The 22,320-nt window shown below is 37.9% G+C and carries 20 protein-coding genes; 12 read left to right on the top strand and 8 right to left on the bottom strand.

Annotated elements, in window-relative coordinates:
• Nucleotides 1–251: 251 nt before the first annotated feature.
• The 3 genes from L1994_RS02560 to L1994_RS02570 all read right to left on the bottom strand — a co-directional run bounded on the left by L1994_RS02560 (nt 252) and on the right by L1994_RS02570 (nt 2,532).
• Nucleotides 252–458, bottom strand: a complete 207-nt coding sequence (locus L1994_RS02560) for a histone family protein (RefSeq protein ID WP_278100127.1) — start codon at nt 456–458, stop codon at nt 252–254.
• A 192-nt stretch (nt 459–650) separates the two neighbouring features.
• On the bottom strand, nt 651–1,394 hold the full coding sequence (gene mtxX, locus L1994_RS02565) for a methanogenesis marker protein Mmp4/MtxX (protein WP_278100128.1): 744 nt from the start codon (nt 1,392–1,394) through the stop codon (nt 651–653).
• A 148-nt stretch (nt 1,395–1,542) separates the two neighbouring features.
• Nucleotides 1,543–2,532: a methanogenesis marker 2 protein gene (locus L1994_RS02570; RefSeq protein ID WP_278100129.1), complete on the bottom strand. Its 990-nt coding sequence runs from the start codon at nt 2,530–2,532 to the stop codon at nt 1,543–1,545.
• A 383-nt stretch (nt 2,533–2,915) separates the two neighbouring features.
• Between L1994_RS02570 and L1994_RS02575 the strand changes: the two genes are divergently transcribed.
• A complete protein-coding gene (locus tag L1994_RS02575; RefSeq protein ID WP_278100130.1) occupies nt 2,916–4,421 on the top strand; it encodes a replication factor C large subunit in 1,506 nt (501 codons plus the stop codon).
• A 40-nt stretch (nt 4,422–4,461) separates the two neighbouring features.
• On the opposite strand, the gene L1994_RS02580 is transcribed toward L1994_RS02575, so the two are convergent.
• Entirely contained in the window at nt 4,462–4,872 is a 411-nt protein-coding gene (locus L1994_RS02580) for a UPF0146 family protein (RefSeq protein ID WP_278100131.1), read from the bottom strand.
• Between the two features lie 18 nt (nt 4,873–4,890).
• Between L1994_RS02580 and L1994_RS02585 the strand changes: the two genes are divergently transcribed.
• From L1994_RS02585 to L1994_RS02640, 11 genes are all read left to right on the top strand, one after another.
• Nucleotides 4,891–5,433 (top strand): archaemetzincin family Zn-dependent metalloprotease, encoded by a 543-nt coding sequence (locus L1994_RS02585; RefSeq protein WP_278100132.1) that lies wholly within the window; start codon nt 4,891–4,893, stop codon nt 5,431–5,433.
• Nucleotides 5,434–5,542: 109 nt separating this feature from the next.
• Nucleotides 5,543–6,640: a hypothetical protein gene (locus L1994_RS02590; RefSeq protein ID WP_278100133.1), complete on the top strand. Its 1,098-nt coding sequence runs from the start codon at nt 5,543–5,545 to the stop codon at nt 6,638–6,640.
• A gap of 74 nt (nt 6,641–6,714) precedes the next feature.
• Nucleotides 6,715–7,593, top strand: coding sequence for a transglutaminase-like domain-containing protein (locus L1994_RS02595; RefSeq protein ID WP_278100134.1), 879 nt, complete (start codon nt 6,715–6,717; stop codon nt 7,591–7,593).
• A 148-nt stretch (nt 7,594–7,741) separates the two neighbouring features.
• The gene (locus tag L1994_RS02600; RefSeq protein WP_278100135.1) at nt 7,742–8,182 is read left to right on the top strand and encodes a hypothetical protein; all 441 of its coding nucleotides are present in this window, start codon (nt 7,742–7,744) and stop codon (nt 8,180–8,182) included.
• 260 nt (nt 8,183–8,442) lie between these two features.
• Complete coding sequence (locus L1994_RS02605) at nt 8,443–8,982, top strand: hypothetical protein (RefSeq protein ID WP_278100136.1); 540 nt, start codon at nt 8,443–8,445, stop codon at nt 8,980–8,982.
• A gap of 21 nt (nt 8,983–9,003) precedes the next feature.
• A complete protein-coding gene (locus tag L1994_RS02610) occupies nt 9,004–10,332 on the top strand; it encodes an ArsB/NhaD family transporter (protein WP_278100137.1) in 1,329 nt (442 codons plus the stop codon).
• 16 nt (nt 10,333–10,348) lie between these two features.
• A complete protein-coding gene (locus L1994_RS02615) occupies nt 10,349–10,807 on the top strand; it encodes a universal stress protein (protein WP_278100138.1) in 459 nt (152 codons plus the stop codon).
• 131 nt (nt 10,808–10,938) lie between these two features.
• Nucleotides 10,939–13,695, top strand: a complete 2,757-nt coding sequence (locus L1994_RS02620; protein WP_278100139.1) for a cation-translocating P-type ATPase — start codon at nt 10,939–10,941, stop codon at nt 13,693–13,695.
• Nucleotides 13,696–13,946: 251 nt separating this feature from the next.
• Nucleotides 13,947–14,483, top strand: coding sequence for a tryptophan transporter (locus L1994_RS02625; protein ID WP_278100140.1), 537 nt, complete (start codon nt 13,947–13,949; stop codon nt 14,481–14,483).
• 125 nt (nt 14,484–14,608) lie between these two features.
• Nucleotides 14,609–16,726: an energy-coupling factor transporter ATPase gene (locus L1994_RS02635; RefSeq protein ID WP_341275800.1), complete on the top strand. Its 2,118-nt coding sequence runs from the start codon at nt 14,609–14,611 to the stop codon at nt 16,724–16,726.
• 1 nt (nt 16,727) lies between these two features.
• On the top strand, nt 16,728–17,525 hold the full coding sequence (locus tag L1994_RS02640; protein WP_278100141.1) for an energy-coupling factor transporter transmembrane component T family protein: 798 nt from the start codon (nt 16,728–16,730) through the stop codon (nt 17,523–17,525).
• Between the two features lie 192 nt (nt 17,526–17,717).
• Here L1994_RS02640 and L1994_RS02645 read toward each other — a convergent pair whose 3' ends face one another.
• The 4 genes from L1994_RS02645 to L1994_RS02660 are packed head-to-tail and all read right to left on the bottom strand — an operon-like array spanning nt 17,718 to nt 21,543.
• Complete coding sequence (locus tag L1994_RS02645; RefSeq protein ID WP_278100142.1) at nt 17,718–18,233, bottom strand: cob(I)yrinic acid a,c-diamide adenosyltransferase; 516 nt, start codon at nt 18,231–18,233, stop codon at nt 17,718–17,720.
• 36 nt (nt 18,234–18,269) lie between these two features.
• Nucleotides 18,270–19,505 carry an ABC transporter ATP-binding protein gene (locus L1994_RS02650; protein ID WP_278100143.1) on the bottom strand — a complete coding sequence of 412 codons (1,236 nt, stop codon included), beginning with the start codon at nt 19,503–19,505 and terminating at the stop codon, nt 18,270–18,272.
• Nucleotides 19,505–20,545 carry a FecCD family ABC transporter permease gene (locus tag L1994_RS02655; RefSeq protein WP_278100144.1) on the bottom strand — a complete coding sequence of 347 codons (1,041 nt, stop codon included), beginning with the start codon at nt 20,543–20,545 and terminating at the stop codon, nt 19,505–19,507. The genes L1994_RS02650 and L1994_RS02655 overlap by 1 nt, the downstream gene beginning before the upstream one ends.
• Nucleotides 20,521–21,543 (bottom strand): ABC transporter substrate-binding protein, encoded by a 1,023-nt coding sequence (locus L1994_RS02660; RefSeq protein ID WP_278100145.1) that lies wholly within the window; start codon nt 21,541–21,543, stop codon nt 20,521–20,523. The genes L1994_RS02655 and L1994_RS02660 overlap by 25 nt, the downstream gene beginning before the upstream one ends.
• Between the last annotated feature and the right edge of the window lie 777 nt (nt 21,544–22,320).

Raw genomic sequence — 22,320 nt, forward strand, 5'->3', positions numbered from 1 at the left:
TTTTAATATAATTCCTTTTTAATTTTGTTTGATTTAATTTCCGGGATTAATTTTTTAAAACGTTTAAAATCTTTAAAACTTTTTTAACTTTTAAATTAATCTTTAAATTTACATGAAAGTTATTTTTTAACTTAAATGAAAAAGTGCATGAATTATAATTTAATGAACGTTTTATGAATTTTTTTTGAATTTTTGTTGTAATTTACCATGAAAAATATGTTTCATGAACGTTTTTATAAAAGGAGAAGTGTTCAGGCGTTTACCGCCATATCAACATCTTCCTTCTTGATTGTCTTTCTGCCAGCGTGAAGAGCGTACTTGCTTGCCTCTTTTGTGAGTTTTGCAATGTAGTCTTCTGATGCGTCAACAATAGCCTGAGCAGCATCGCTGCCTACTCTCTCTGCACCATTCTTCTTTGCAATCCTTACGACTGCTGCAATTGGTAGATCATTTGCCATTTTTAATTCCACCTCAAATGAAAGTATATCGGTGAGCATAAATACTTTTTGGGGAATTAGACCATTTTTACCTTTGAAAAGTCATATCTGGGTGTTTGTACCTTTTTTTTTTAATTATCTCATCTTAAAACAAAAATTCAAACAAATGGTTTTTAGCGCTCCAATATCAATAATAGGTTCTATATGTCGTTTTTATTTTTTTACCAAAGAAATGGCGAGCAAAACCGCATTTGAATAATCAATGCCGGCGCGCGATGTATCTACGAAGATTTTGCCTATATTTAGCACGGGTGCTCCATGTGCATCACCACCTCCAAGAAGGCATAAGGTTCTAAAAATAAGGTTGCCTGAAATGCCGTCCGGAGCTATTATTATCCCGTGATTTAAGACAGCATCTTCGATTAATATCTCACAGTTGTCAGAGCCTGTAAGCTCTGATATTCTTTCAGCATCGCTGATAGTTTTATCAACAATTTTGTGCCTTCCGATATCTCCGAAGCGTCCGCCTGAAAGAACAGCAACCGAATTATTTAATCCAATTTTATCAGCGAGAGGTTTTGCCTCCCTGATAAACTCTATTTTTTCATCAACACTCCAGCCTTCATCAACTCCGACAGGTGCTAAAAGAAATTTTTTGTTGTCTGCAGTCTGAAGAATAGCCACACGTCTTAATTTGTTAGTTCCTGCTCTTTTCTTCAGGGCTTTCATGGTTTTGTTGGACGGAAGAGTTCCCCTTACAGCGGCATCAATTTCACCGTTGAAAAGTGCATCAACGAGCCTTATTTCCGGTTCTTCTGATATGTCGTAATGAATCCAGTCTAAAGGCTCATCTAAAACATCTTTTAAAAAAAGAACGTATTCTGCTTTATCCTTAATTTTTTCAAGGCTCTTTTGAATTTTGGCAGGATCAGCCCCGCAGCCAATGCCGATTTTCATAATATCGCGCCGGAAAATTTTGATGAATTCTTTATTGATTATATTTGTTGAATTTTTTTAATCATGAATGCTGATATGAATCTTTACATTAAAATTCGGTTGTGATATAAAATAAAAGTTGCATGAAACAATTGTTTCATGAACATTTTCAGTCAAAAAGGCCCATTATCCCTTCTTTTCTCAGATCAAATACCGAAGATTCCTTATCGTTGTATTTTATTGAAAGATGGCGGGTGTCGTTTACAACTCCTATTTCTGAAGCAGTAATTCCGACATTATTAAACATTGATATAACTTCGGCTACATTCTCCTCTTTTGCAGTGACAATAAAACCCATTCCCGGATACATCCTGACCCACTGTGAAAATGTGATTCCAAGCGAGAAAAGATCAGGTCTCGGAATCTTTGAAAGTTCAATCTCCGCACCTGCTTCGCTTGACTCAAGAAGCATCCCAAGTGTTCCGATAACTCCCGGATTGCTTATGTCCTTTCCGGCCGTTAAAAGATGCTTTGCACCGAATTTTTGCATGACATTAATCTGGTCTCTCACCTCTTGTGCACTTCTAAGAGTTGCAGAATCCCAGTTAAGAGCACATGAAGGATGAATCCTTCCGTTTAAGTCAATTGCCGCAATAACTCTGTCACTGGCCTTTGCTGTGTGGGAAAATATAGCATCCTCAATTTTTACAATTCCCATAATTGCAACATCTATTGCTGAAAATTCAGAATCGGGATGAAGATGCCCGCCTACAACAGGAACATTAAACTTTTTTGATGCATCCGCCATTCCGCGTAAGACTTCATGGCATACCTTTTCGTTCTGGATTGAGAGTATATCGACCATTGCAAGAGGTCTTCCGCCCATAGCTGCTATATCATGAACATTTACCAAAACTGAGCAGAATCCTGCCCAGTATGGATCTGCTTCCATGAGCATACTCCATATACCGTCGGCTGCCAGAAGGATTCCATCATCATTATTTTTTATTAGTGCGGCATCCTCTCCAAATGAAACTAAAACATCATCTGAATCAAGCTTTAAGCAGTGGATAATCTCACCTATTGCATGTTTCCTCCTGACGCCTGCATATTCTCTGACTGCTTTTGCAATCGATTCTGTGGAACAGTTGTTCTCCACAATAACACCAACTAAACTACTTTTTTGGTTTTGTATACAATAAAATATAATCTGCTATTTTGATTTTATCATTTTGGCATTAAACTGTTTTCAAATTAATACAATTTTTTCATGACGAAAAAAGAGGCATTATGAAAATTTGTAATTCAGAGAATTCCTATGTTATTATGGCTGTTCTTCATAAGCCTGGTTTCAGAACGTTTCTTTTTCGAAAATCCAAGGCTTATTGTGGTTTTTCAAAGCCTCTGATATGAGATGTATATTAGATCTTTGTATCATAAAATATGTTTAATCAATTATGAATTCTTTTACGAATTCTTTTCATCAGTTACAGATACCGCTTAATTAAATTAGATATGAAATCAATAAATTAGTATAACCGCATGCATGACTGGGTAGAGAAATACAGGCCGGAATCCTTAGGCGATATTGTTGGAAATCAGCAGGCAATTCGGCAGATGATGGAGTGGGCAAAAAACTGGAAAACAGGCACCCCTCCGCTTCTTTTATACGGAAAGCCGGGAATTGGTAAGACTTCTTCAGCCTATGCTCTGGCAAATGACATGAACTGGGAGGTCGTTGAGCTAAATGCAAGTGATCATCGAACAAAAGGCATAATTGAAAGGATTGCAGGCTCTACTGCAACCACAATGAGCCTTTTGGGATCTTCTCGGAAGCTTCTTTTGCTTGACGAGGCGGACAATCTGCACGGGACAGCAGACAGGGGAGGAGCGCGTGCAATAATTGATGTAATCAAAAATTCGCGTCAGCCGATAATCATGATTGCAAATGACCTTTACGGGGTTGCAAAAGAGTTAAAGGCATTATGTGAGCCTGTTCAGTTCCGGGCGCTTCAGACTGCAACCATAATAAAACATTTACGATATATCTGTTCAGCGGAAAAAAAGTCCTGCAGTGATGAGGCCCTAAAAGAAATATCCGAGAGCTCCTCAGGGGATATGAGATCAGCTGTCAATATGCTCTATGCCGCAGGAACAGGAATTGACAATCTGACTCTTGACAATGTGAGCACCGCAAAAAAAGATGAACGTGCAACAATCTTTGAGCTTGTCGGTGCTGTTTTGAAAGGAAAGGATGACAGGCGTTTAATGGAGATGTCGTATGAGCTTTCAGACACTCCTGATACAATTATCCAGTGGATTGAAAAGTCACTCTCCCAGATAAAAGATATAAAAAACCGTGCTGAAGCATACCGGTATCTCTCCTATGCAGACGATTATATTGGAAAAACCTACAAGAGGCAGTATTACACGCTATGGAGATATGCAACCGCAGTTATGATTCTTGGAACAGCACAGGCGGCAGATGGAGCAGGTGTTTCAGACAGAATCATGCCTCCTTCAAGGTGGGGCAGGATGTCTGGTGCGAGAAGGCAAAAAGCACTCCGTCAGTCTGTTTTAAACCGGCTTTCATCCGGTTATCATATTCCTGAAGATACGCTTAGGGATGAATACTTAAAATCAGTCTCTGTTCTTGCATCAAAAAACCCTCTTGCTTTTGCAAAAGAGTTTTCACTAGACAAGGATGAGCTTGACTTTTTGATTCACGACAAGGCTGTCTCGTCTGAAGTTATAAAAACCATAAAAAAAGAAATAAAAGAGCTTGAAAAAAAGGAGAAGGTGACAAAAAAGAAGGCAAACGGCAATAAAAATAAAGCCTCTCCTTCAGGTGAATCTGATGCATCAGATGCATCCAAAGATGCTACATCTTCGATAAAAAATCCCAAATCAACATTTTTATCAGATTATAACGGGGATGAAAAATCCTCTGAAAGGGAAGATTTGGATAATAAGAAAGTTGATGAATCCTCTGAGAAATCATCAGAAAAAAAGGTTTCTCCTTCACAGTCAACCCTTTTTTCATTTTAAAATAGTTTTTCTTTTTGAGTGAATTTTTATAATTATAATTTTAGCGCGGTGGTTTGTAGTATCTGTGGAGTATGACTCCGCAGTCAATTAATTCTCCGCCGTCTTTGTATATTTCATTTCCAAGATGATATACTAAAAGTTCACATTCGGCTTTTTTTGCAATCTCTATTAATGCCGGCATCATTTCAACTCCGGGTCTTATTGAGTATATCAGGTCGGCATCAGTGTATAAGGAAATATCCGGGCTGAAAATGTCATCTGTCCTGTATGAAATACTTGTGAGATCTGGATTTTTCTTTATATCCGAAGCTTTAATGAGATATCCTTCGTGATGCAGTTTTTCTGCTACATAGAAATTTTTTCCAATTCCGATTTCAATTATTTTGGTAGTTTTTGGATATTTTTTCAGATGGGAAAAAATTTTTTCTTCAATACCCTTATGATTCTCCATTGCTAATATTATTCTTAAATGAGTATCCTTATTTTTTGGGATAATGACGTCTCGATGGGAATAATGCATCCGGTTGCAAGGATGATATCTGATATAATTGATATGCCGGTTTTTGCTGAAGAAAATCCTGTAATGCTTAGAGGATATGACCGCTCGCGAAATCAAAATGATGCAAGCAGAATACTTGGTGATATGCAGGATGTATATACACGCAGGATGGGATGCGCTGATTCGATTTTAATTGTTACAGGAAAAGATCTTTTTATTCGTGGAAGGGACTTTGTATTTGGTCTTGCAAGGCCTGGTGTTAATGTGTCAATTGTATCTGCGGCAAGGCTTATGAACAGCTGGTACGGACGGGCAGACAGGGATGAGGATTTAATGGACAGGATTGTAAAAGAAGGCACACATGAGCTTTGCCACTGCATGGGGCTTGACCATTGTGATAATCCGGAATGCATCATGTATTATCCGCAGACACTGGATGAGCTTGACAGGAAAAAAAAGATGTTATGCCCCAAATGCAGAGAGAATTTAAATATTTACAAGTTTTCTGAATAACTGATGATGGGAAAAATTAATATCTGCAATTTATGATCATTTCGATTATAATTAATTAATAGAAAGGACAAACATTTTTAAAATAAAATATTGCTCTTTGGTATTTGCAATGAATTCAAGATTTTATGACATATTGTCTTTAGTAGGCGCTTTGCTGATTGTGATTGTAATTGCATTTGTCATGAATCCCGCGATTGTTTCTGAAGATACATCAGAGAAAGGTGATTTAACCAAAAAACTACCCTCTTCATCTGAGGATCTTTTCCTTTCTGATGAGACTTATGTTTCATCAGGCTATTCTTCTTCAGAATCTTTTAAAAATAATGATATGTGGATGCTTGCAAGCAGAATATCCGGAGCAATGGATTATTATGAGCCTGTAACAAGAGATTTTGCATTAAGGCTGATACCTGAGGAACATAGTGGTGATTTTTCTATTGCACAGGCCTGTGATTTGTGGGACAATGCGAAGAAAGACTGGACATACGAGTATGACAGTTACGGGATATGGGATGTTTCTCCTGCAAGCAGAACAATAAATACAGGTTTTGTCGGGGATCAGAACGATTTTTCAGTCTTCGTTGCATCTCTAATCAAGTCAACAGGCGGCCAGTCCAGAATAAAACTTGCAAACACTCCTCAGGCAGGAGAGCATGCATATGCTGAATTGTACCTTGGGAACAATGAGGACTTTAATAAAAAAATAATTAATTCAACAGCATTCTCAGATTTTAAGTCTAAATATTCAGGTATTTTTGCAAAAGATCCATATGGATTCAATATTTTCAAATATAAATATGTAAATATCGAATCCGGCGGGACATCTTTACTGGCTCAATATCCTTTAAATCATATTTTGAATGAGCCTGAAAAATACTCTTCAATGTGCTATGAATATCCAAAGATGATTGAATATATACTCATAAATCAGGACATGAATGAAATAGACTTTCAGATTATGTATCTGAAATTCAGGTATGGAGGATACACAAATCCATATGTTAGTGAATATTCTGATGTATCAACTCTGAGGGATATTTCATACTCATCAGAACTTGAAAAGAACAACGACAAGTCCTTCTGGCTGAAACTGGACTGGTTTGGAAGTTACCCGGGAGACAGTTATTATAATGACTTAAATTACGCAACAGTGTTTTATTCAGATTCTTCGTGGAATAATATAAGATTTAGCTCCCTTTCAGGCTGAATTGAAATATACCTCAGATTATATTATGCAAATTAATAACTTATATATTAAAAAAATCCAAGTATTATATAGCAATGATATCCGGGTTTGATATTCTCAAATATTTATCGATAGCAGTTATTCTAAGCCTTGTAGTAACCGGTGGTTTTTTCATGGTCTCTGCAGGCAGTGATAATGCACCGGATAGTATTTCAGGCACTAAAGACTCAGTATCAGGTTATCAGTCAGAACCATTTGAAGTAATAACTGTATATACTTCCTCTTTAGCTTCTGATAAATCAGTTATCAGCTATTCTGAAGCGATGGATTATAAAAATCCTGCTGTACAGTCATTTGCATATTTAAGAATATCTTCCGGTAATGCCGGGGAATATTCATACAATCAGGCATTTGATATGTGGGATTATCTTCAAAAAAACTGGGTTTATGCAAATGATCCAAAAGGTCCTGAATATATTTCGAAAGCATCTGATACAATAAAAGCAGGTCTTAGAGGTGACTGCGATGACTATTCTGTATTTTTATCCTCTCTTATCCTGTCTCTTGGCGGAAAATGCAGAATAATAGAGTCTCCTCCTGTTGATGGTTCTAATACCGGTCATGCTTACCCTGAACTATTCATCGGCACTGACAAAAATCAGGTGGTAGATATCAGCAGAAGTATTTCAGCAGAGTACGGGTGTGAAAAAGTGTATTACAGTATTTCAAATAATGACCAAATGACTGAATACTGGTTAAATCTTGACTGGTCTGGTAAAAATTTATCTATAGATTATTATCGTTATGGAGATTCGTCATACATTAAAAACAGCAATCATCCGGGCAGAGAATACTATAACGCCAATTCAGAAGTTACAATTTATTATCCTGATGGAAAATCTATAAAATCAACGCCTCAACATGGCTATTATATGCAGAAGATGAACGGAGTGGATACACTCAATGCATTATAAAAGCATATTGACAATTTTTCTTTTGATAATCATATCGACATCTTTTCTGCTTTGTTGTGGATGTACTTCATCAGAGAACAATTCCTGTAATGCGACTATTTCTGAAATGACGAATCTTATAAATTCCGCTGTAGATCGCTTCAGTTTAATGGATTTCTCGAATCCTGATGATTTTTTTAAATTTCAGGCTGAACAGTCAAAAAAAGAAATGTCAACTGCCCTTTCATTAATGGCGTCTGAAAATGTCAGGAAATGTTTTGAGAAGAATGAATACAAAAATCTAATCAGACTTTTAGAGCTTGAATATGGACTTATGGATGTTTATTTTGAATATGCTGATGTTTCTAAAACTATATCTGACAATTCAGATAAAAACTATTCCGAGTACCAGAAAAATTTAAAAGATGCATCGTTCAGGCTTGGTAATTTGCGATATTCGATACAGGAACTGCTCATCCTGGCCGGAGATATTGATGAATCTTCTTTCCCTGAAGGCATAAATCCTGATATTTCAGGTGCTAAAAACCAGCTTGAAAGCCTTCTTGAAAAAATAGATAAGGATATTTCAGATTTGAATGTTTACAGATAAAATCATCTTTTTTGTTTTTAGTTATTTGTGGCTTTTGCTATGATAGTCAAAATCCCGGATAGGCTTATCAGGATTTTTGTGTGATCAGAATTTATGTGTGATTAAAAAAGCTCATTATGTGAGTTTGCTATAAAACTAATTTGAGAACCATTCGTTTTTCTATTTTTATTTAAGTTACTGGCCTTTAAACTTTGATGGTTGGAAAAATATTAATCACTAATAACTCTTATAGTACCCAATCATCAGTTTGGACGATTAAGATGGGATATTATTCTTCACTTATCAACAGAAAATTCAAGGACGTGGTGGGAAACCGCTACGAAGGGATTATTAAGGAATACAAGGAGTTTTTGCTGACAGAAGAAGAGGTTGTAAAAGACGTTAAAACAATCCTTCTTCCTCTGGATATTTTTGTTAAGGAGATTCCTAATACACTCTATGAATTGTTAAGCATTTATGGCGCAGAAGTAACGCTTGTCTATATTGTTGACCGTGATGCAATAGCAATGGTCAAAGAGATATTAGGCGAGGATTCAGCAAAAGAATATGCGGAGAAAAAGGAAAAACACGGCTATAAACTTATTGAAAAAATCTCTGCCGAACTTGAAGACAGAGGGATTTCATCAAAGGAGAGACTATTTGCCGGGCATAAGCTCGACAATATCGAAACAATGTCAAATGATTTTGATCTTGTTGCTATATCAAAAAGCTATGGCGGCGGACGCGGTGACGAAAACGAGATTAGTCCTGTATCTCAGAGGCTTATAAGCCAGATAAATGCGGCGGCTGTACTCTACTGACAAATATTTGAGTGATAACAAATGATTCCAATTGAAACTTTAATTGCAGTAGTAGTTTTCCTGCTTACATATGCTTTGATTATTGACGAGAGAATCCACCGTGCTGTTGCCGCTATGGCAGGTGCGTCTGTTTTAGTGTTTATCGGGATTGTTCCATGGGACAGTATATTAGAGCACATTGATTTTGGAACGATTTTCCTGCTAATGGGAATGATGATTATCGTCAATGTCGCAAGCAACAGCGGTCTTTTTGAATATCTTGCAATAAAAACTGCAAAAGCGGCAAAGGGAAGCCCGATTATGGTCCTCCTTCTTTTCTCCCTGGTAACAGCCGTTACAAGTGCATTTCTGGACAATGTAACAACCGTTCTTTTGCTTACGCCAATGCTTCTGTACATTGCAAAGGTAATGAATTTAAATCCAATTCCTTTCCTGCTTGCTGAGATTATGGCTTCAAACGTTGGCGGAATGGCAACACTAATTGGAGATCCACCAAACATCATGATTGCATCATCAGCAGGTCTGACATTTAATGAGTTTATTGTGACAATGGGGCCAATAGCGGCAGTTGATCTGGTAATTGTTCTGGTGCTTTTTGTATTGATGTATGGAAAGCAGATGAAGGTTACAGATACTGAAAGGTCAGCTATTAAAAAGACAATAGATTCACTAGATGAGCGTGCCGCAATTCAGGATGCAAAACTTTTCAAGAAGTCTATAATCACACTTATAATTGTTGTAGCGCTTTTCTTTGTCCATAATAACATCGGAAGCATGCTGAATGTCATACTGCCGTTTGTTGATCCTTCAATGTCTCTTGAGCCTGCAGAGGTGGCTTTAATTGGAGCTTCTTTGATTTTATTCTGGTCAAGAACATCACCTGAGATGATATTTGAGAAGGTTGAATGGCCTGCACTGTTCTTCTTTGGTGGTCTTTTTGTCCTTGTCGGAGGACTGGTTAACACCGGCGTAATCTCAGATCTTGCCCAGGTGGTAATCAACAATGTAAGCACAACCGGTGAGGCTATGTTTGTTATTGCGTGGTTTTCAGCTATTGCTTCCGCAATTGTAGATAATATCCCGCTTACAGCCGCTTTGATTCCTCTTATTCATGATATTGGTGCAACATCCACTACAATTGATACATATCCTCTATGGTGGGCGCTTTCACTTGGAGCATGTCTTGGAGGTAACGGAACTGCTATAGCGGCTTCTGCAAATGTTGTGGTTTTGGGAATTGGAGAAAGAGAAGGAATAAAAATTACATTTATAGATTTCTTAAAAGTCGGACTTTTGGTTTTGTTCATAACTGTCGCAGTCGGACTTGGAATTTTATATCTGATGTTTTAAGTGAGGTGTAATATTTATGAAAATGTTAGTTTTGATGGACGGCACAAAATGGAGTCAGAAGGCCGCAATGCATGCATTAATGCTTGCAAAGGAGAAGGGAGAGGATTTAACAGAGGTTGTATTGTTTTCTGTCCTTGACAGAAATGAGGTTCGCTCGTCTGCTTTTTACCTCTGCAAGCAAAGCAATATGTGTGACAGAATTGCAGAGCATGAAGCAAAAATTGCCCGTGATATGAGAAAAAATATCGGCGATGATGTGGCAGATATGATACTTCACCTAAACCGGGCAGGCATAAACTGCTCTTCAAAGATTGTTGAGGGCAAAAGAGCTGAGGAAATCTTAAAAGAAATTAATTCAGACAACTACAGCCTTATTGTTATGGGAGCATTTGGAAAGAAATCAAATGTTTTGGTTGGAACACTTTATTCAGAAATTGCAAAGGATGTTGATGTTCCAATTCTGATTGTAAATTAAAAAACATCTGACATAACTTTTTTTTAAATTTTTTCAATCCGGATTACTGTTAAAAGTAAATTTTGTCAAACTGCTTAAATACTGCAAACCTTTTTAAGTTCATCTCGACTGATTAATTAATCGTAGTCAATATGAACAACAAAGAGGCAAAAAAGAGTATTTCCTGGCACTCACTTCCAATAGAAGATGTCTATGAAAAATTAGCCACAGGAACAGATGGCATTTCAGATGAGGAAGCATCAGAGCGTCTGAAACATTACGGAAAAAACAGCCTGCCGGTAAAAAAGCCTCCCGGAATAATAGTTGTCTTTCTTCACCAGTTCAAAAGTCCTCTAATCTATATTCTTCTTGCCGCGGCGTTTGTCTCTTTTTTATTAAATGACTATAAAGACGGTTTTTTCATTCTTGCAGTTGTTTTTCTAAACGCTTTTATCGGAATGTTTCAGGAGTGGAAGGCTGAGAAGAGTGCAACTAAGCTTCAAAGCCTTCTTCATATCACAACTACTGTCATAAGAGACGGAAAAGAACAGTATATTGATGCTGAAAACCTAATTCCCGGCGATTTGGTCTCTCTTGAATCAGGAAGTCGTGTTCCGGCTGATCTACGTCTTATACATGAGGCCAATCTTTTGATAGATGAATCACTTCTAACGGGTGAATCAGTTGGTGTTGAAAAAAAGCTTACAGTTCTAAAAGACGGTGAATCTATAAGCGAAATGAAAAATATGGTCTTTGGTGGAACTACTGTTTTAAACGGAAGAGGCAGGGGAATTGTAGTTGCAACAGGTCTTAAAACCGAAGTTGGAATTATTGCAAAGAGTGTTTCATCAGAAGAAGCCTCCAAACCCCCGCTTCTTATTCGTATGGAAAAATTTTCAAGGGATATTGGAATTTTAGTCATACTGGCATGTTTTTTGATGGCGTCTGTTATGCTTTATAATGGAACAGGCTTTACAGATGTGTTCTTCTTCGCAGTTGCCCTTTCAGTCTCGGCAATTCCTGAAGGACTGCCTGTTGCAATTACGGTTGCACTTTCGATTGCAACAACCCGTATGGGTGGGAAAAATGTAATTGTGCGGCGTCTTGCCGCCGTTGAGAGTCTTGGAAGCTGTACAATGATTGCAACTGACAAGACCGGAACACTGACTGTAAACGAACAGACTGTTAAAAGAATAATTTTGCCGGAAGGAGATATCTATGATGTATCAGGCGCAGGATATACAGGTTTTGGAGAAATTTATCCTGCCGGAGAAGATAAAGAGAGCTTTGATTTTTCCTCAGATAAGAACAGGGGTGTTCTTCAAAACCTGGCTTTGACAGGGGTTATCTGCAATGAGGGAAGTCTTTACAAAGAAGGCGATTCATGGATCATACATGGCGATTCAATGGATGTTGCCCTGCTTTCATTCTCATACAAAGCAGGAATTGATCCGGATTCTCTTTTAAACAGCATTGTCGTTGAAAAAACAGTTCCCTTTGAGCCTGAGAAACGCTACTCTGCTGTTTACTATACTGATAGTTCGGGTCAGTTAAAGATTGCAGTTAAAGGCGCATTTGAGGTAATATCAGAGTTTTGCAGTCATGTTGCAGTAAAAGACGCAAAAATGCTGATAAATAAAGAAGAGCTTGAATACCAGCTTCACTCTCTTGCAAAGGATGGTTATCGTGTCCTTGCTTTTGCAGAAGGTTGTATTGATGAGATGCCGAAAGGAAATCCCGGGTTGTCAGATGTAAAGCCGGACCTGGTATTTCAGGGCATAGCAGGCTTCATAGATCCCTTAAGGCCGGGTGTATTTGACGCAATAAAAAAATGCAGGGATGCAGGTGTTGAGGTCTCAATGATAACCGGAGATCATCCTGATACCGCACTTGCTATTGGAAAAGAGCTTGGTATTGCATCTGATGACTCTGTTGTGATGACTGGCAATGACCTTTTAGAGGCAGGAACGCCTGATCTTCCCATTTTTATAAAAAAATTAAAAAATGTGCGTATATTCGCCCGTGTAAACCCTCTTCAAAAACTGATGATTGTGGATACTATGGTTAAAAGCGGACATTTTGTTGCGGTTACCGGTGATGGTGTAAACGATGCTCCGGCCCTTAAAAAAGCAAATATCGGTGTTGCAATGGGTTCAGGAACAGACGTTGCAAAAGACACTTCGTCTATGATTATAACCGATGATGATTTCGCATCAATAGTCTCCGGAATAGAAGAGGGAAGATATGCATATGACAACATCAGGAAAGTTACGTATCTTTTGGTATCAACCGGATTTGCAGAGATAATTCTCTTTACACTGGCACTTTTTGCCGGACTTCCGCTTCCTCTGATTGCAGTTCAGCTTTTATGGTTAAATCTTGTTACAAACGGAATACAGGATGTTTTTCTTGCGTTTGAAAAAGGTGAGCCTGAAACTATGAAGCGAAAGCCAAGGGATCCAAAGGAGAGTGTTTTTAATTCTTTGATGATCCAGGAGTCGGTTCTTTCAGGAATGGTTATCGGTCTTATTGCATTTTCTGTGTATTTCTGGCTCATGTCTGAAGGCTTTGATGAATTTTCAGCAAGAAGCATTCTTGTTCTTCTGATGGTTCTTTTAGAGAATTTCCACGCTTTAAACTGCCGTTCTGAGTATCACTCGGTATTTGGGGTGCCTTTGAAGAACAATTATTATCTGATATTTGGAATTATCTTTGCACAGGGAATTCATATCCTTGCCATGATGACTCCTTTTATGCAGGACCTTTTAGGTATCAGCCCTGTTAATCTTGAAACATGGTTTGTTCTTCTTGCAATATCCTCATTGATACTGGTTGTAATGGAACTTTTCAAATTTTTTAAATTCAGGCTGATAAAATCGTCCCAAGTTTATAAAAACCCTGTTCCATGAACTTAATTTTAAATAGGATTACTTATTTTCCTGTTTTCTGAAAGGGCTTGATGTGGGTAAAAAATAAAAAAAAGAAAAAATATTCAAAAAAAAGTGTTGAAGATCAAAGACAAAAGTCTGCATAAATATTTATACAGTAATGAACAAATATGTTCATAGATGAAGAAGGAATGCATTTTTAAAAATAATAATTCAAAACTGCAAAGTCGTAAGAACAATCTTTTAGCTTGTGATTTCGGGGGTATTACCAGATGAAATCAAAAGATATCGCAATTGTCGGAATATGTCTTGCCGTTGGTGCAATTCTGAGATTTGCGGCAAACATGTTTCCGGGTGCAATCGTTGGCAATCCGGTTATTGCACTTTATTGTCTTGCGATTATTCTGATAAGGCCTAAGCTTAAGGAAGCTGTTGGAATTGGTCTTGTTGCGGCAGTTGTATCTATGCTCATAAGCCACTCGATATTCCCGCCTGCAAACTTAATATCCGAACCCTTAGGTGCTTTGACATGTGCAGGAATCTATGGTCTTTTAGGAGATTCCAAAAAGTTAGAGAAGATTTCGCTTTTATCTCCTGCGATTACAACATTCATTGCAACGCTTGTAAGCGGCTTTTCATTCATTGGTATCTGTATGGTTGTAATGCTTGCATCATTCATATCAATTCCAAGCGGAACTGTCATCGGATTTTTCGGAATGGTTGCACCTATTGTAATAATCACTGCAGTTTTCAACTGTATTGTAACACAGATTCTATATATTCCGGCAAAGCGGATAATCTCCCGCTAAAAATTTAATTTTTTTAAATTCAAAAAAAAAAATCCGTATGTTTTATCATAAACAATTTAACTCTTTGATGAACAAACATATACAATAATGAGTGTTGTAAGCACTTCTTTTTGAGGATATTCAATATGAAATCAAGAGATATTGCAATAGTTGGAATTCTTCTTGCAATCGGTGCAATTCTAAGATATATTCTGAATGTTGTTCCAGGGGCAATCGTTGCAAATCCGATAATCGCTCTTTATTGTCTTGCGATAATACTGATTGCGCCAAAGATAAAGGATGCACTTGGAATAGGAATTGTTGCGGGAATTATATCTGCAATTATAAGCCATTCTATATTTCCGCCTGCAAACTTAATATCCGAGCCGTTGGGAGCACTTGTCTGCCTGCTTGTTTATGTATTTTTAAAGGGTAGAATTCCTCTGGCACCGGGAATTTCAACATTTATAGCAACGCTTGTAAGCGGCTTTTCATTCCTTTTAATAAGCCTGGTCGTTATTGTATCAGGTGTTATTACAGAGCCTTATGAGTCTTTCACAGTCGGACTTTTTGTTGTTACATTATCGCCGATAATTATTCTGACAGCGGTTGCAAACTCGGTTATAACACAGGCTCTCTTTATTCCCTCCTCTAAGATTCTTATGAGAAGTGCATCTTCAACTGAAGAGATAAAATATAAGCCAAAGGAATTTGAAGTGGAAGAGTCTGAGTTAGAAGAGGATTTTGATTCACATGCTACAGGAGGTGTAAAATCCCCTCTGCATGTTTCTGAAGGTTCTTTTGGAACTGATGAAAAAAGTGATTCTGCAATAAGCTTTGAAAATTTCTCATACAAATATCCGTCAGCAGATTCACCTGCACTTTCAGGTATAACTCTTGATATAAAAAAAGGCGAATGTATCCTGGTAAACGGAACAACAGGTGCCGGAAAAACAACATTTTGTCTTGCCGCCGCCGGAATAATATCGCATGAATATGAAGGAATGCGTGAAGGAAATATCCGCATTTTTGGAAAAGACGTCTCGGAATACAAAGACATGGGGGATATCGGCAGTAAAATCGGTGTTGTGTTTGACGATGCAGACGCTCAGCTGATATTTACAACTGTTGAGGAAGAGGTGTTGTCCGGCCTTGAAAACCGTGGTCTAAGCCCTTTAGATGTTAAAGAAAGGCTTGAGAGGATAATGAGTATAACAGATATCGAAAAACTCAGATATCGTGCACCACACACTCTTTCAGGAGGGCAAAAACAGCGAGTGTCTCTTGCCGCAACGCTTGCATCAGGAACAGAATGCATCATACTTGATGAAGCAACAGCAGAACTTGACACCTCGGCAACCTCTGTTATTATATCTGTTTTAAAGAGGCTGAAAGAGCAGGGGAGCACAATCATTGTTGTTGAACAAAAGCCGCGTGAAATGGCGGAAATTGCCGATCGTGTTACATTAATAGACAATGGAAGAATTGTGTCTGTTTTATCATCAGATGATTTTTTCAAAAACTACACTGATGATGAATCCGGCCGCTTTGAAAAGCCTGCTGACTGTAAAATATCTTTTAATGAGACACCTGTTGTTGAAATCAGAAATCTTGTTCATGATTACGGTGAACACCGCGGACTTGATGATATTTCCTTAACGATTATGCCAGGAGAACTTATCGCTATAATCGGTGAGAATGGTTCAGGAAAGACTACACTTTCAAAGCACTTAAACGGACTTTTAAAGCCAACTTCAGGTGAGGTTTTTGTCTGTAACATTAAAACAAAAGATGCAGGTGTAACAGAACTTGCAAGGCATGCAGGCCTTGTTTTTCAAAATCCTGATACAATGCTCTTTGAGGATACTGTTGAGCGTGAAGTGGCATTTGGGCTTAAAAACATCGGAATGGACCTAAAAGATGATTCTGATTATATCGAAAAGATTCTTGATGAAGTGGGGCTTTTTGGAAAAGCAGAAGTATTTCCGCGTTCAATGAGCAGGGGTGAGCGCCAAAGACTTGCAATCGCCTGCGTTATTGCAATGAAGCCTGAGATTATAATTCTTGATGAGCCTACAACCGGTCTTGACTTCAAAGAATCCCGAAGAATAATGTCTATTCTTGAAAAATTAAGCAGTCAGGGTCATACTGTAATCATGGTAAGCCATGATATGGGAATTGTGAAAAACTATGCAAGAAGGATAATTACAATGGCTGACGGAAAAATAACAGGCGACAGCGGAATTTGTCCGGGAGGTATTTAAGATGGCTGAAATTTTGCAGTACATTAGAATTGACGGATTATTTCACCGGATGAATGCTCTGACAAAGATAATTTTTCTGGTCTTAGTAATTTCAATTGCTGTTATATCCACAAAACCTGAAATAATTGCAGTACTTGTTTTAGTTCTTTTCCTGCTTTCAGCTTTAGGAAAGTTTTCAAAAGAACTCTTAAAGCAGGTTCCGATGCTTATTTTCCTGTCACTCGGGCTTTTGCTCCTGACAATTCTTACTATGCAGTCCGGAGATGTTATCGGATATCTTATTCCATCAGCAATTCCTTATATTGGCGGAAATATCGCAATAACAGCAGGTGCTCTTAATTTTGCAATGATACTGTCTCTTAGATTTTTTGCCATGCTATTTGCATTTCAGATTTTAATATTGTCAACACAGCCAAGGGATCTTGTACATGCACTTCAGACTATGAGGCTTCCTGTTGACTATACTCTTATGCTTCTGATTGCGATACGATTCATTCCAAGTCTTCAGCTTGAGGGAAAAAGGATTCATGAAGCACAGCTTGCAAGGGCACTAAATCCGGGGAAAGGAGTTGTTGGAAAGCTAAAATCACTGACACCTATTATGATTCCGCTTGTTTCAAACGCTCTTGGAAAGGCAAACGTTCTTGGACTTACAATTGATTTACGTGGACTTCGGACTATGAAAAGAACACCGCTTGTTGAAAAAGAGTTCTGCTATGCAGACTATATGCTGATATCTCTGCTGATTTGTTCAATAGCAGTAATAGTTTATCTTTTTGGTCTGGGGCTATTCCCTTAACATTAGTATAATGCCATGAGACTACATCTCATGAACCTTTTTTTCACAAACAAAATGTGATATTAAAGATCTGAATTTTTACAAGTTGTATTTTGGATTATTAAAATTTAGAAAGCAAAAATTTGGGAAAGTAAGAGTGATTAAAACAGGAAATATAGTGAATGGGCTTATTTAATTTTTAAAAATCAGGAATTAAAATTCAATTCCTTCGCGTGCTTTGACACCGTTGTCAAAGTAATGCTTTACTTTTTTCATCTCGGTTACAAGGTCTGCTGCATCTATCAGTTCAATTGGTGCGTAACGGCCTGTAAGTATAACTTCAGTCGCCTCGTTTTTGTTCTTCAAAACCTCCATTACATCTCCGGTTTCCAAAAGGCCGCTATGTATTGCAACATTAATCTCATCCATTACAACAAGAGAATATTTCCCTGAGGACAAAGCTTCACTGCATCTCAAAAGACCATTTTTTGCAAGCTGAATATCATTGTCATCAGGCTCTTTGAAGATAAAACAGCCATCGCCGAACTGTTCGATATGAAAATTATTAAAATATTCTGAAAGCTTTAGCTCTCCGCTGTTCTGCCCTTTGATGAACTGACCGAAAAAGACTTGTCTTCCGGCGATTAAGGTGCGAATACATGTCCCCAGTGCGGCTGTTGTCTTTCCCTTGCCTTCTCCTGTGTTTATCTGAATATATCCTCTTGTCATCTTTTAAAAATCCTTTTTGGTTATCTGCTCTAAAATTTATATAAGCTCTGATAATAATTCATCAACATCAGAGATTACTTTTGCCTCTTTTATCATGCGGTTGTAGATTTCTGTTGCCAGGCCATTTGTCATATCAATTTTTCTGAAGTTTTTGTCAGCGTTTACGAAGAAAAACTCCTTTTTGCCTATGTATTCAAGAGCGGTCTTTAGGTTTGCCAGATTTCCAAAGCCGACATTTGTTGCGATAAAACAGATTGCATCTGATGAGTCGCACATTTTTTTAAGCTTTAAAACATCTGTATCCGAATAACCTGAAAATGGAGGTGCTGAGATAGTTTCAACTCCTGCAGAGGTGCAGGTGTCATAGTCCTGGTCGCCGACATTTAAAATTCCTGCCGTTACATGAAATCCGGCAGATTTCAAGGATAGAATTATCTGTCTGCCACGCCCTTCTCCTGATATTACATGGATATGCTTTTTTTTGCCAGATTTTATATCCGGCGGAAGTGAGAATACAAACTGTTCTTTTCCTCCCTCCGGATGCTTATACTGCATTGCAAGAACGCCGAAGACCTCTTCTATATTGTCGGTTTTGAGAACTTCAGATGCACGGCCTTCTTTTAGGACACTGCCGCCTTTTGTTATAATTATGTCATCGCAGTATGCAGATGCCTGGTTAATTTCGTGTATTATGCAGAGAACTGATTTATCCTTTGATATGTCTGAGAGAAGTTTCATCATTTCAAGCTGATGCCTGATATCGAGATGTGATGTTGGTTCATCAAGAAGAAGGTACTCAGGCTCCTGTGCAAGAGCACGTGCAATCATAACCCGCTGGAGTTCTCCGCCGGAAAGTTCGTTAATCTTTCGGGTCTGAAATGAAAGCATGCCGGTATCTTTTAAGCTTTCTGTCACAATTCTGTGATCTTCTTCGGAATCTGCCGTAAAATTCTTCTGATATGGTGTCCGCCCAAGCATTACATAGTCATACACTGGAAATGAGAAAGGAGAATAGACGCTTTGTTCTACAACTGCACGCAGTTTTGCAAGTTCTATTGAATTAAGGGAATCTGTAGTTTTGTTATTGTAGTAAACACTCCCTGATTTTGGTTTAAGAAAGCCTGCGATAATCTTGAGAACTGTTGTTTTTCCGCATCCGTTTGGCCCGATTATGCCTGTAATCCTGTTGTCGTGGCATGTAAAATTCATGTCAGTTAAAACATCAGATGAGTCACTGTATCCGAATCTGACATTTTTTACTTCTATTGGCATTACAGCTCACCTTTCCTTGATCTCAAAAGATACAAAAAGAACGGAGCACCACATAGAGCAGTTAAAATTCCCAATGGGAGCTCTGAGGGTGCAATAATTAACCTCGCAATCATATCTGCAATGACTATAAAGAGTGCTCCGGCAAAAATACAGACCGGAATAAGTATCCTGTGATCGGGACCTGTTACAAGCCTTACGATGTGTGGAATTATAAGGCCGACAAACCCGATAATTCCGCTTACCGATACTGCCGCACTTGTTATAAGAGCGGTTGTAATAAGAAGAATTTTTTTTAGCCTTTCCACATTGATTCCAAGATACAGTGCTGATTCTTCACCAAACATCATGGCATTAAGCTGTCTTGTAAGAACCATCATAATGATTATTCCAAGAATTGTAAAGGGGAGCATTATCCAGACATAATCCCAACCCCGTCCTGAAAGACCCCCCATTGTCCAGAACATTATAGCATTGAGATTGTGGCCTGCTGAGAACATCAGGAATGAGTTGCAGGCAGAAAGAAGAGCTGATATTGCAATACCTGATAGAAGAAGAGTGTTTACCGGAACGAGATTTCCAATTCTTGCAACATTGTATACAAGAAACATTGTTCCAAGGCCGAAGATAAACGCCATTACCGGAATGCTGTATATTGTAAAAAAAGCAGTTGCTCCATATACAAAGACCAAAAGTGCTCCTAAAGCAGCCCCGCTTGAAATTCCAAGGATATACGGGTCTGCCATAGGATTTCTAAAGAGGCTTTGAAGCGCCGCTCCTGAAAGTGCAAGACATGAGCCTACTAGTGCTCCTAAGATGATTCTTGGCAGACGGATTCCAAGAACTATTGTCTCTTCACCGCCTGTCCAGTAAGGAACCTGTGTTAAATGAGGTATGAATCCTGACAAGGGATATGTGAGGATATCAAATACTTTTTTTGCACTTATTCCTGATTCTCCGACACCAATTGAGATTACCATTACAACTATTGTTGCGATGAAAAGCCCTGCTGATATGGCTATTGTTCTTCGCCGCTGATACATTGATATAAAATCTCCAGGGCCTCTCCGATTCTTGGTCCGGGCCTTGAAATAAGATCGTCATCGACTGAATAGACTCTTCCTGATTTAACGGCAGGAATATCTGCAAGCTCTTTGTTGTTTAGAATCTGTTCTCTTAAGTCAATGCCGGAGTTCATCACACCGTCTATTACAATGATTACCTCCGGCTGGCGCATAATAATAGACTCTGTTGTTGCGACAAAATATCCTTCTGTGTCTGAATAGATGTTTTCTCCTCCGGCAAGCTCGATTAGTTCATTTAAGTATGTATTTTTCCCTGTTACATACATTGGATCTGCTGATACTGCATACATTGTCTTTGGCGGATTTGCAGGATGGTGTCTTTTTGAAATTTCATCAATCTCTGCTTTTATTTTTTCCGTTAGACTGACAGCACTTTTCTTTTCGTTTAAGACTTCTCCGATAACTTCTATGTTTTTATAAATATCATCTACAGATTCAATATGAAAGAGAATGACGGGGTATTTGTTATCCCTTAACTGCGAGACCATCGTTGTGTCAACCATTGTTGTTGCAAAAATAAGATCCGGCTCTTTTGAGATTACTGATTCGATGCTTGTTCCTGTTGTCATTCCACCTATTGATTCCACTAAAAGCGCCTCTGGCGGGTGTGTGTCATATGCTGTTCTTCCAACAAGTTTTGCGCCGGATTTTTCTGTATTAATCGCGAAGAAAAGTTCTGTTATGCTTGGCGCAAGTGAGATTACTCTTTTTGGATATTTTTTGATCTCTGATTCAAATCCGGTATCGTCAGTTATTTTTAAAAAATCTGTATTTGAATCTGAAATCTCTGATGTGTCTTTTATACTGGTCTCATTTTCATCTGCATACGGTTGGAGGACGGATGTTTCCTGTGATTCTGATAAAGAATCAGGATTAATCTGTGTTTCTGTGCATCCGCAGGCAAAAACTGCTGATACTATTACTGCTATTAAAAAAATCAGCGGGAGGTATTTCATATTAAGGAATTTGATGTTTTGAAATAAATATTTACTTAAGTAAAAGTTTTACCCTGAATGGGTGCATCCGGTTACTCATGCTTTTGTCCGGACATACTCCTGAATGTCCTGATTTTTAAATTTATTCTATCTGACTCCATTTTGGTCTGTATTTTTTTTAATTATAAAACGGGTTTTGTATAAATCATTATCTGGTAATCCGTTTTTTCACAAATCCCTGTAATTATCATGAGGTTTTTCAGATCTCTTCTCGTAAAAGGGATTTTAGTAAAAGGCATTTATATCTCTTTTTCATAGCAGGTGTGCAGGCTGAAAATATTTAGTTTGAGCTTATTTTTGCATTTTAGAGACGGTTGTAAAGGAGGGTTTTCAATAAAGGCAATACGTCCGTATTAGAATGATTAAAGGTCGGAAAGCACCCCTGTAGTGGCCCGCTATTGCCCTCTTTTTTTCAGACGATGTTTATATAGGGAAGGGTTGAGATAATCCAACACATGGCTTCTGTGAAGGTGAGATTTTCTGGCGTTTTGTGCCAATTTTACATCATATTTTAGCTTTATAGTATACTTCCATAATGCCGTATTGCAGTAATCCTGCAAAAGATATTTTCTTAAAAATATTTTTTTTACAATAGTCAGTTTGAAATTTTGTAGAATTAAATTGTGGAATCACATCTCAAAACAAATATATGTTAGAATAATAAAATAACTCATTCAACTTATGTTGAGTTAACCCAATTTATTTTTGATGTGCTGGTTTTGACATAAGCTCCCCAAT

This window comes from Methanomicrobium antiquum (assembly GCF_029633915.1).
Classification (GTDB): Archaea; Halobacteriota; Methanomicrobia; order Methanomicrobiales; family Methanomicrobiaceae; genus Methanomicrobium; species Methanomicrobium antiquum.

Coding starts and splice junctions, on each gene's coding strand:
- L1994_RS02560 (WP_278100127.1), bottom strand. CDS start 458: ATGGCAAATGATCTACCAATTGCAGCAGTCGTAAGGATTGCAAAGAAG.
- mtxX (WP_278100128.1), bottom strand. CDS start 1,394: ATGAAAATCGGCATTGGCTGCGGGGCTGATCCTGCCAAAATTCAAAAG.
- L1994_RS02575 (WP_278100130.1), top strand. CDS start 2,916: ATGCATGACTGGGTAGAGAAATACAGGCCGGAATCCTTAGGCGATATT.
- L1994_RS02580 (WP_278100131.1), bottom strand. CDS start 4,872: ATGGAGAATCATAAGGGTATTGAAGAAAAAATTTTTTCCCATCTGAAA.
- L1994_RS02585 (WP_278100132.1), top strand. CDS start 4,891: ATGAGTATCCTTATTTTTTGGGATAATGACGTCTCGATGGGAATAATG.
- L1994_RS02590 (WP_278100133.1), top strand. CDS start 5,543: ATGAATTCAAGATTTTATGACATATTGTCTTTAGTAGGCGCTTTGCTG.
- L1994_RS02595 (WP_278100134.1), top strand. CDS start 6,715: ATGATATCCGGGTTTGATATTCTCAAATATTTATCGATAGCAGTTATT.
- L1994_RS02600 (WP_278100135.1), top strand. CDS start 7,742: ATGGATTTCTCGAATCCTGATGATTTTTTTAAATTTCAGGCTGAACAG.
- L1994_RS02605 (WP_278100136.1), top strand. CDS start 8,443: ATGGGATATTATTCTTCACTTATCAACAGAAAATTCAAGGACGTGGTG.
- L1994_RS02610 (WP_278100137.1), top strand. CDS start 9,004: ATGATTCCAATTGAAACTTTAATTGCAGTAGTAGTTTTCCTGCTTACA.
- L1994_RS02615 (WP_278100138.1), top strand. CDS start 10,349: ATGAAAATGTTAGTTTTGATGGACGGCACAAAATGGAGTCAGAAGGCC.
- L1994_RS02620 (WP_278100139.1), top strand. CDS start 10,939: ATGAACAACAAAGAGGCAAAAAAGAGTATTTCCTGGCACTCACTTCCA.
- L1994_RS02625 (WP_278100140.1), top strand. CDS start 13,947: ATGAAATCAAAAGATATCGCAATTGTCGGAATATGTCTTGCCGTTGGT.
- L1994_RS02635 (WP_341275800.1), top strand. CDS start 14,609: ATGAAATCAAGAGATATTGCAATAGTTGGAATTCTTCTTGCAATCGGT.
- L1994_RS02640 (WP_278100141.1), top strand. CDS start 16,728: ATGGCTGAAATTTTGCAGTACATTAGAATTGACGGATTATTTCACCGG.
- L1994_RS02645 (WP_278100142.1), bottom strand. CDS start 18,233: ATGACAAGAGGATATATTCAGATAAACACAGGAGAAGGCAAGGGAAAG.
- L1994_RS02650 (WP_278100143.1), bottom strand. CDS start 19,505: ATGCCAATAGAAGTAAAAAATGTCAGATTCGGATACAGTGACTCATCT.
- L1994_RS02655 (WP_278100144.1), bottom strand. CDS start 20,545: ATGTATCAGCGGCGAAGAACAATAGCCATATCAGCAGGGCTTTTCATC.
- L1994_RS02660 (WP_278100145.1), bottom strand. CDS start 21,543: ATGAAATACCTCCCGCTGATTTTTTTAATAGCAGTAATAGTATCAGCA.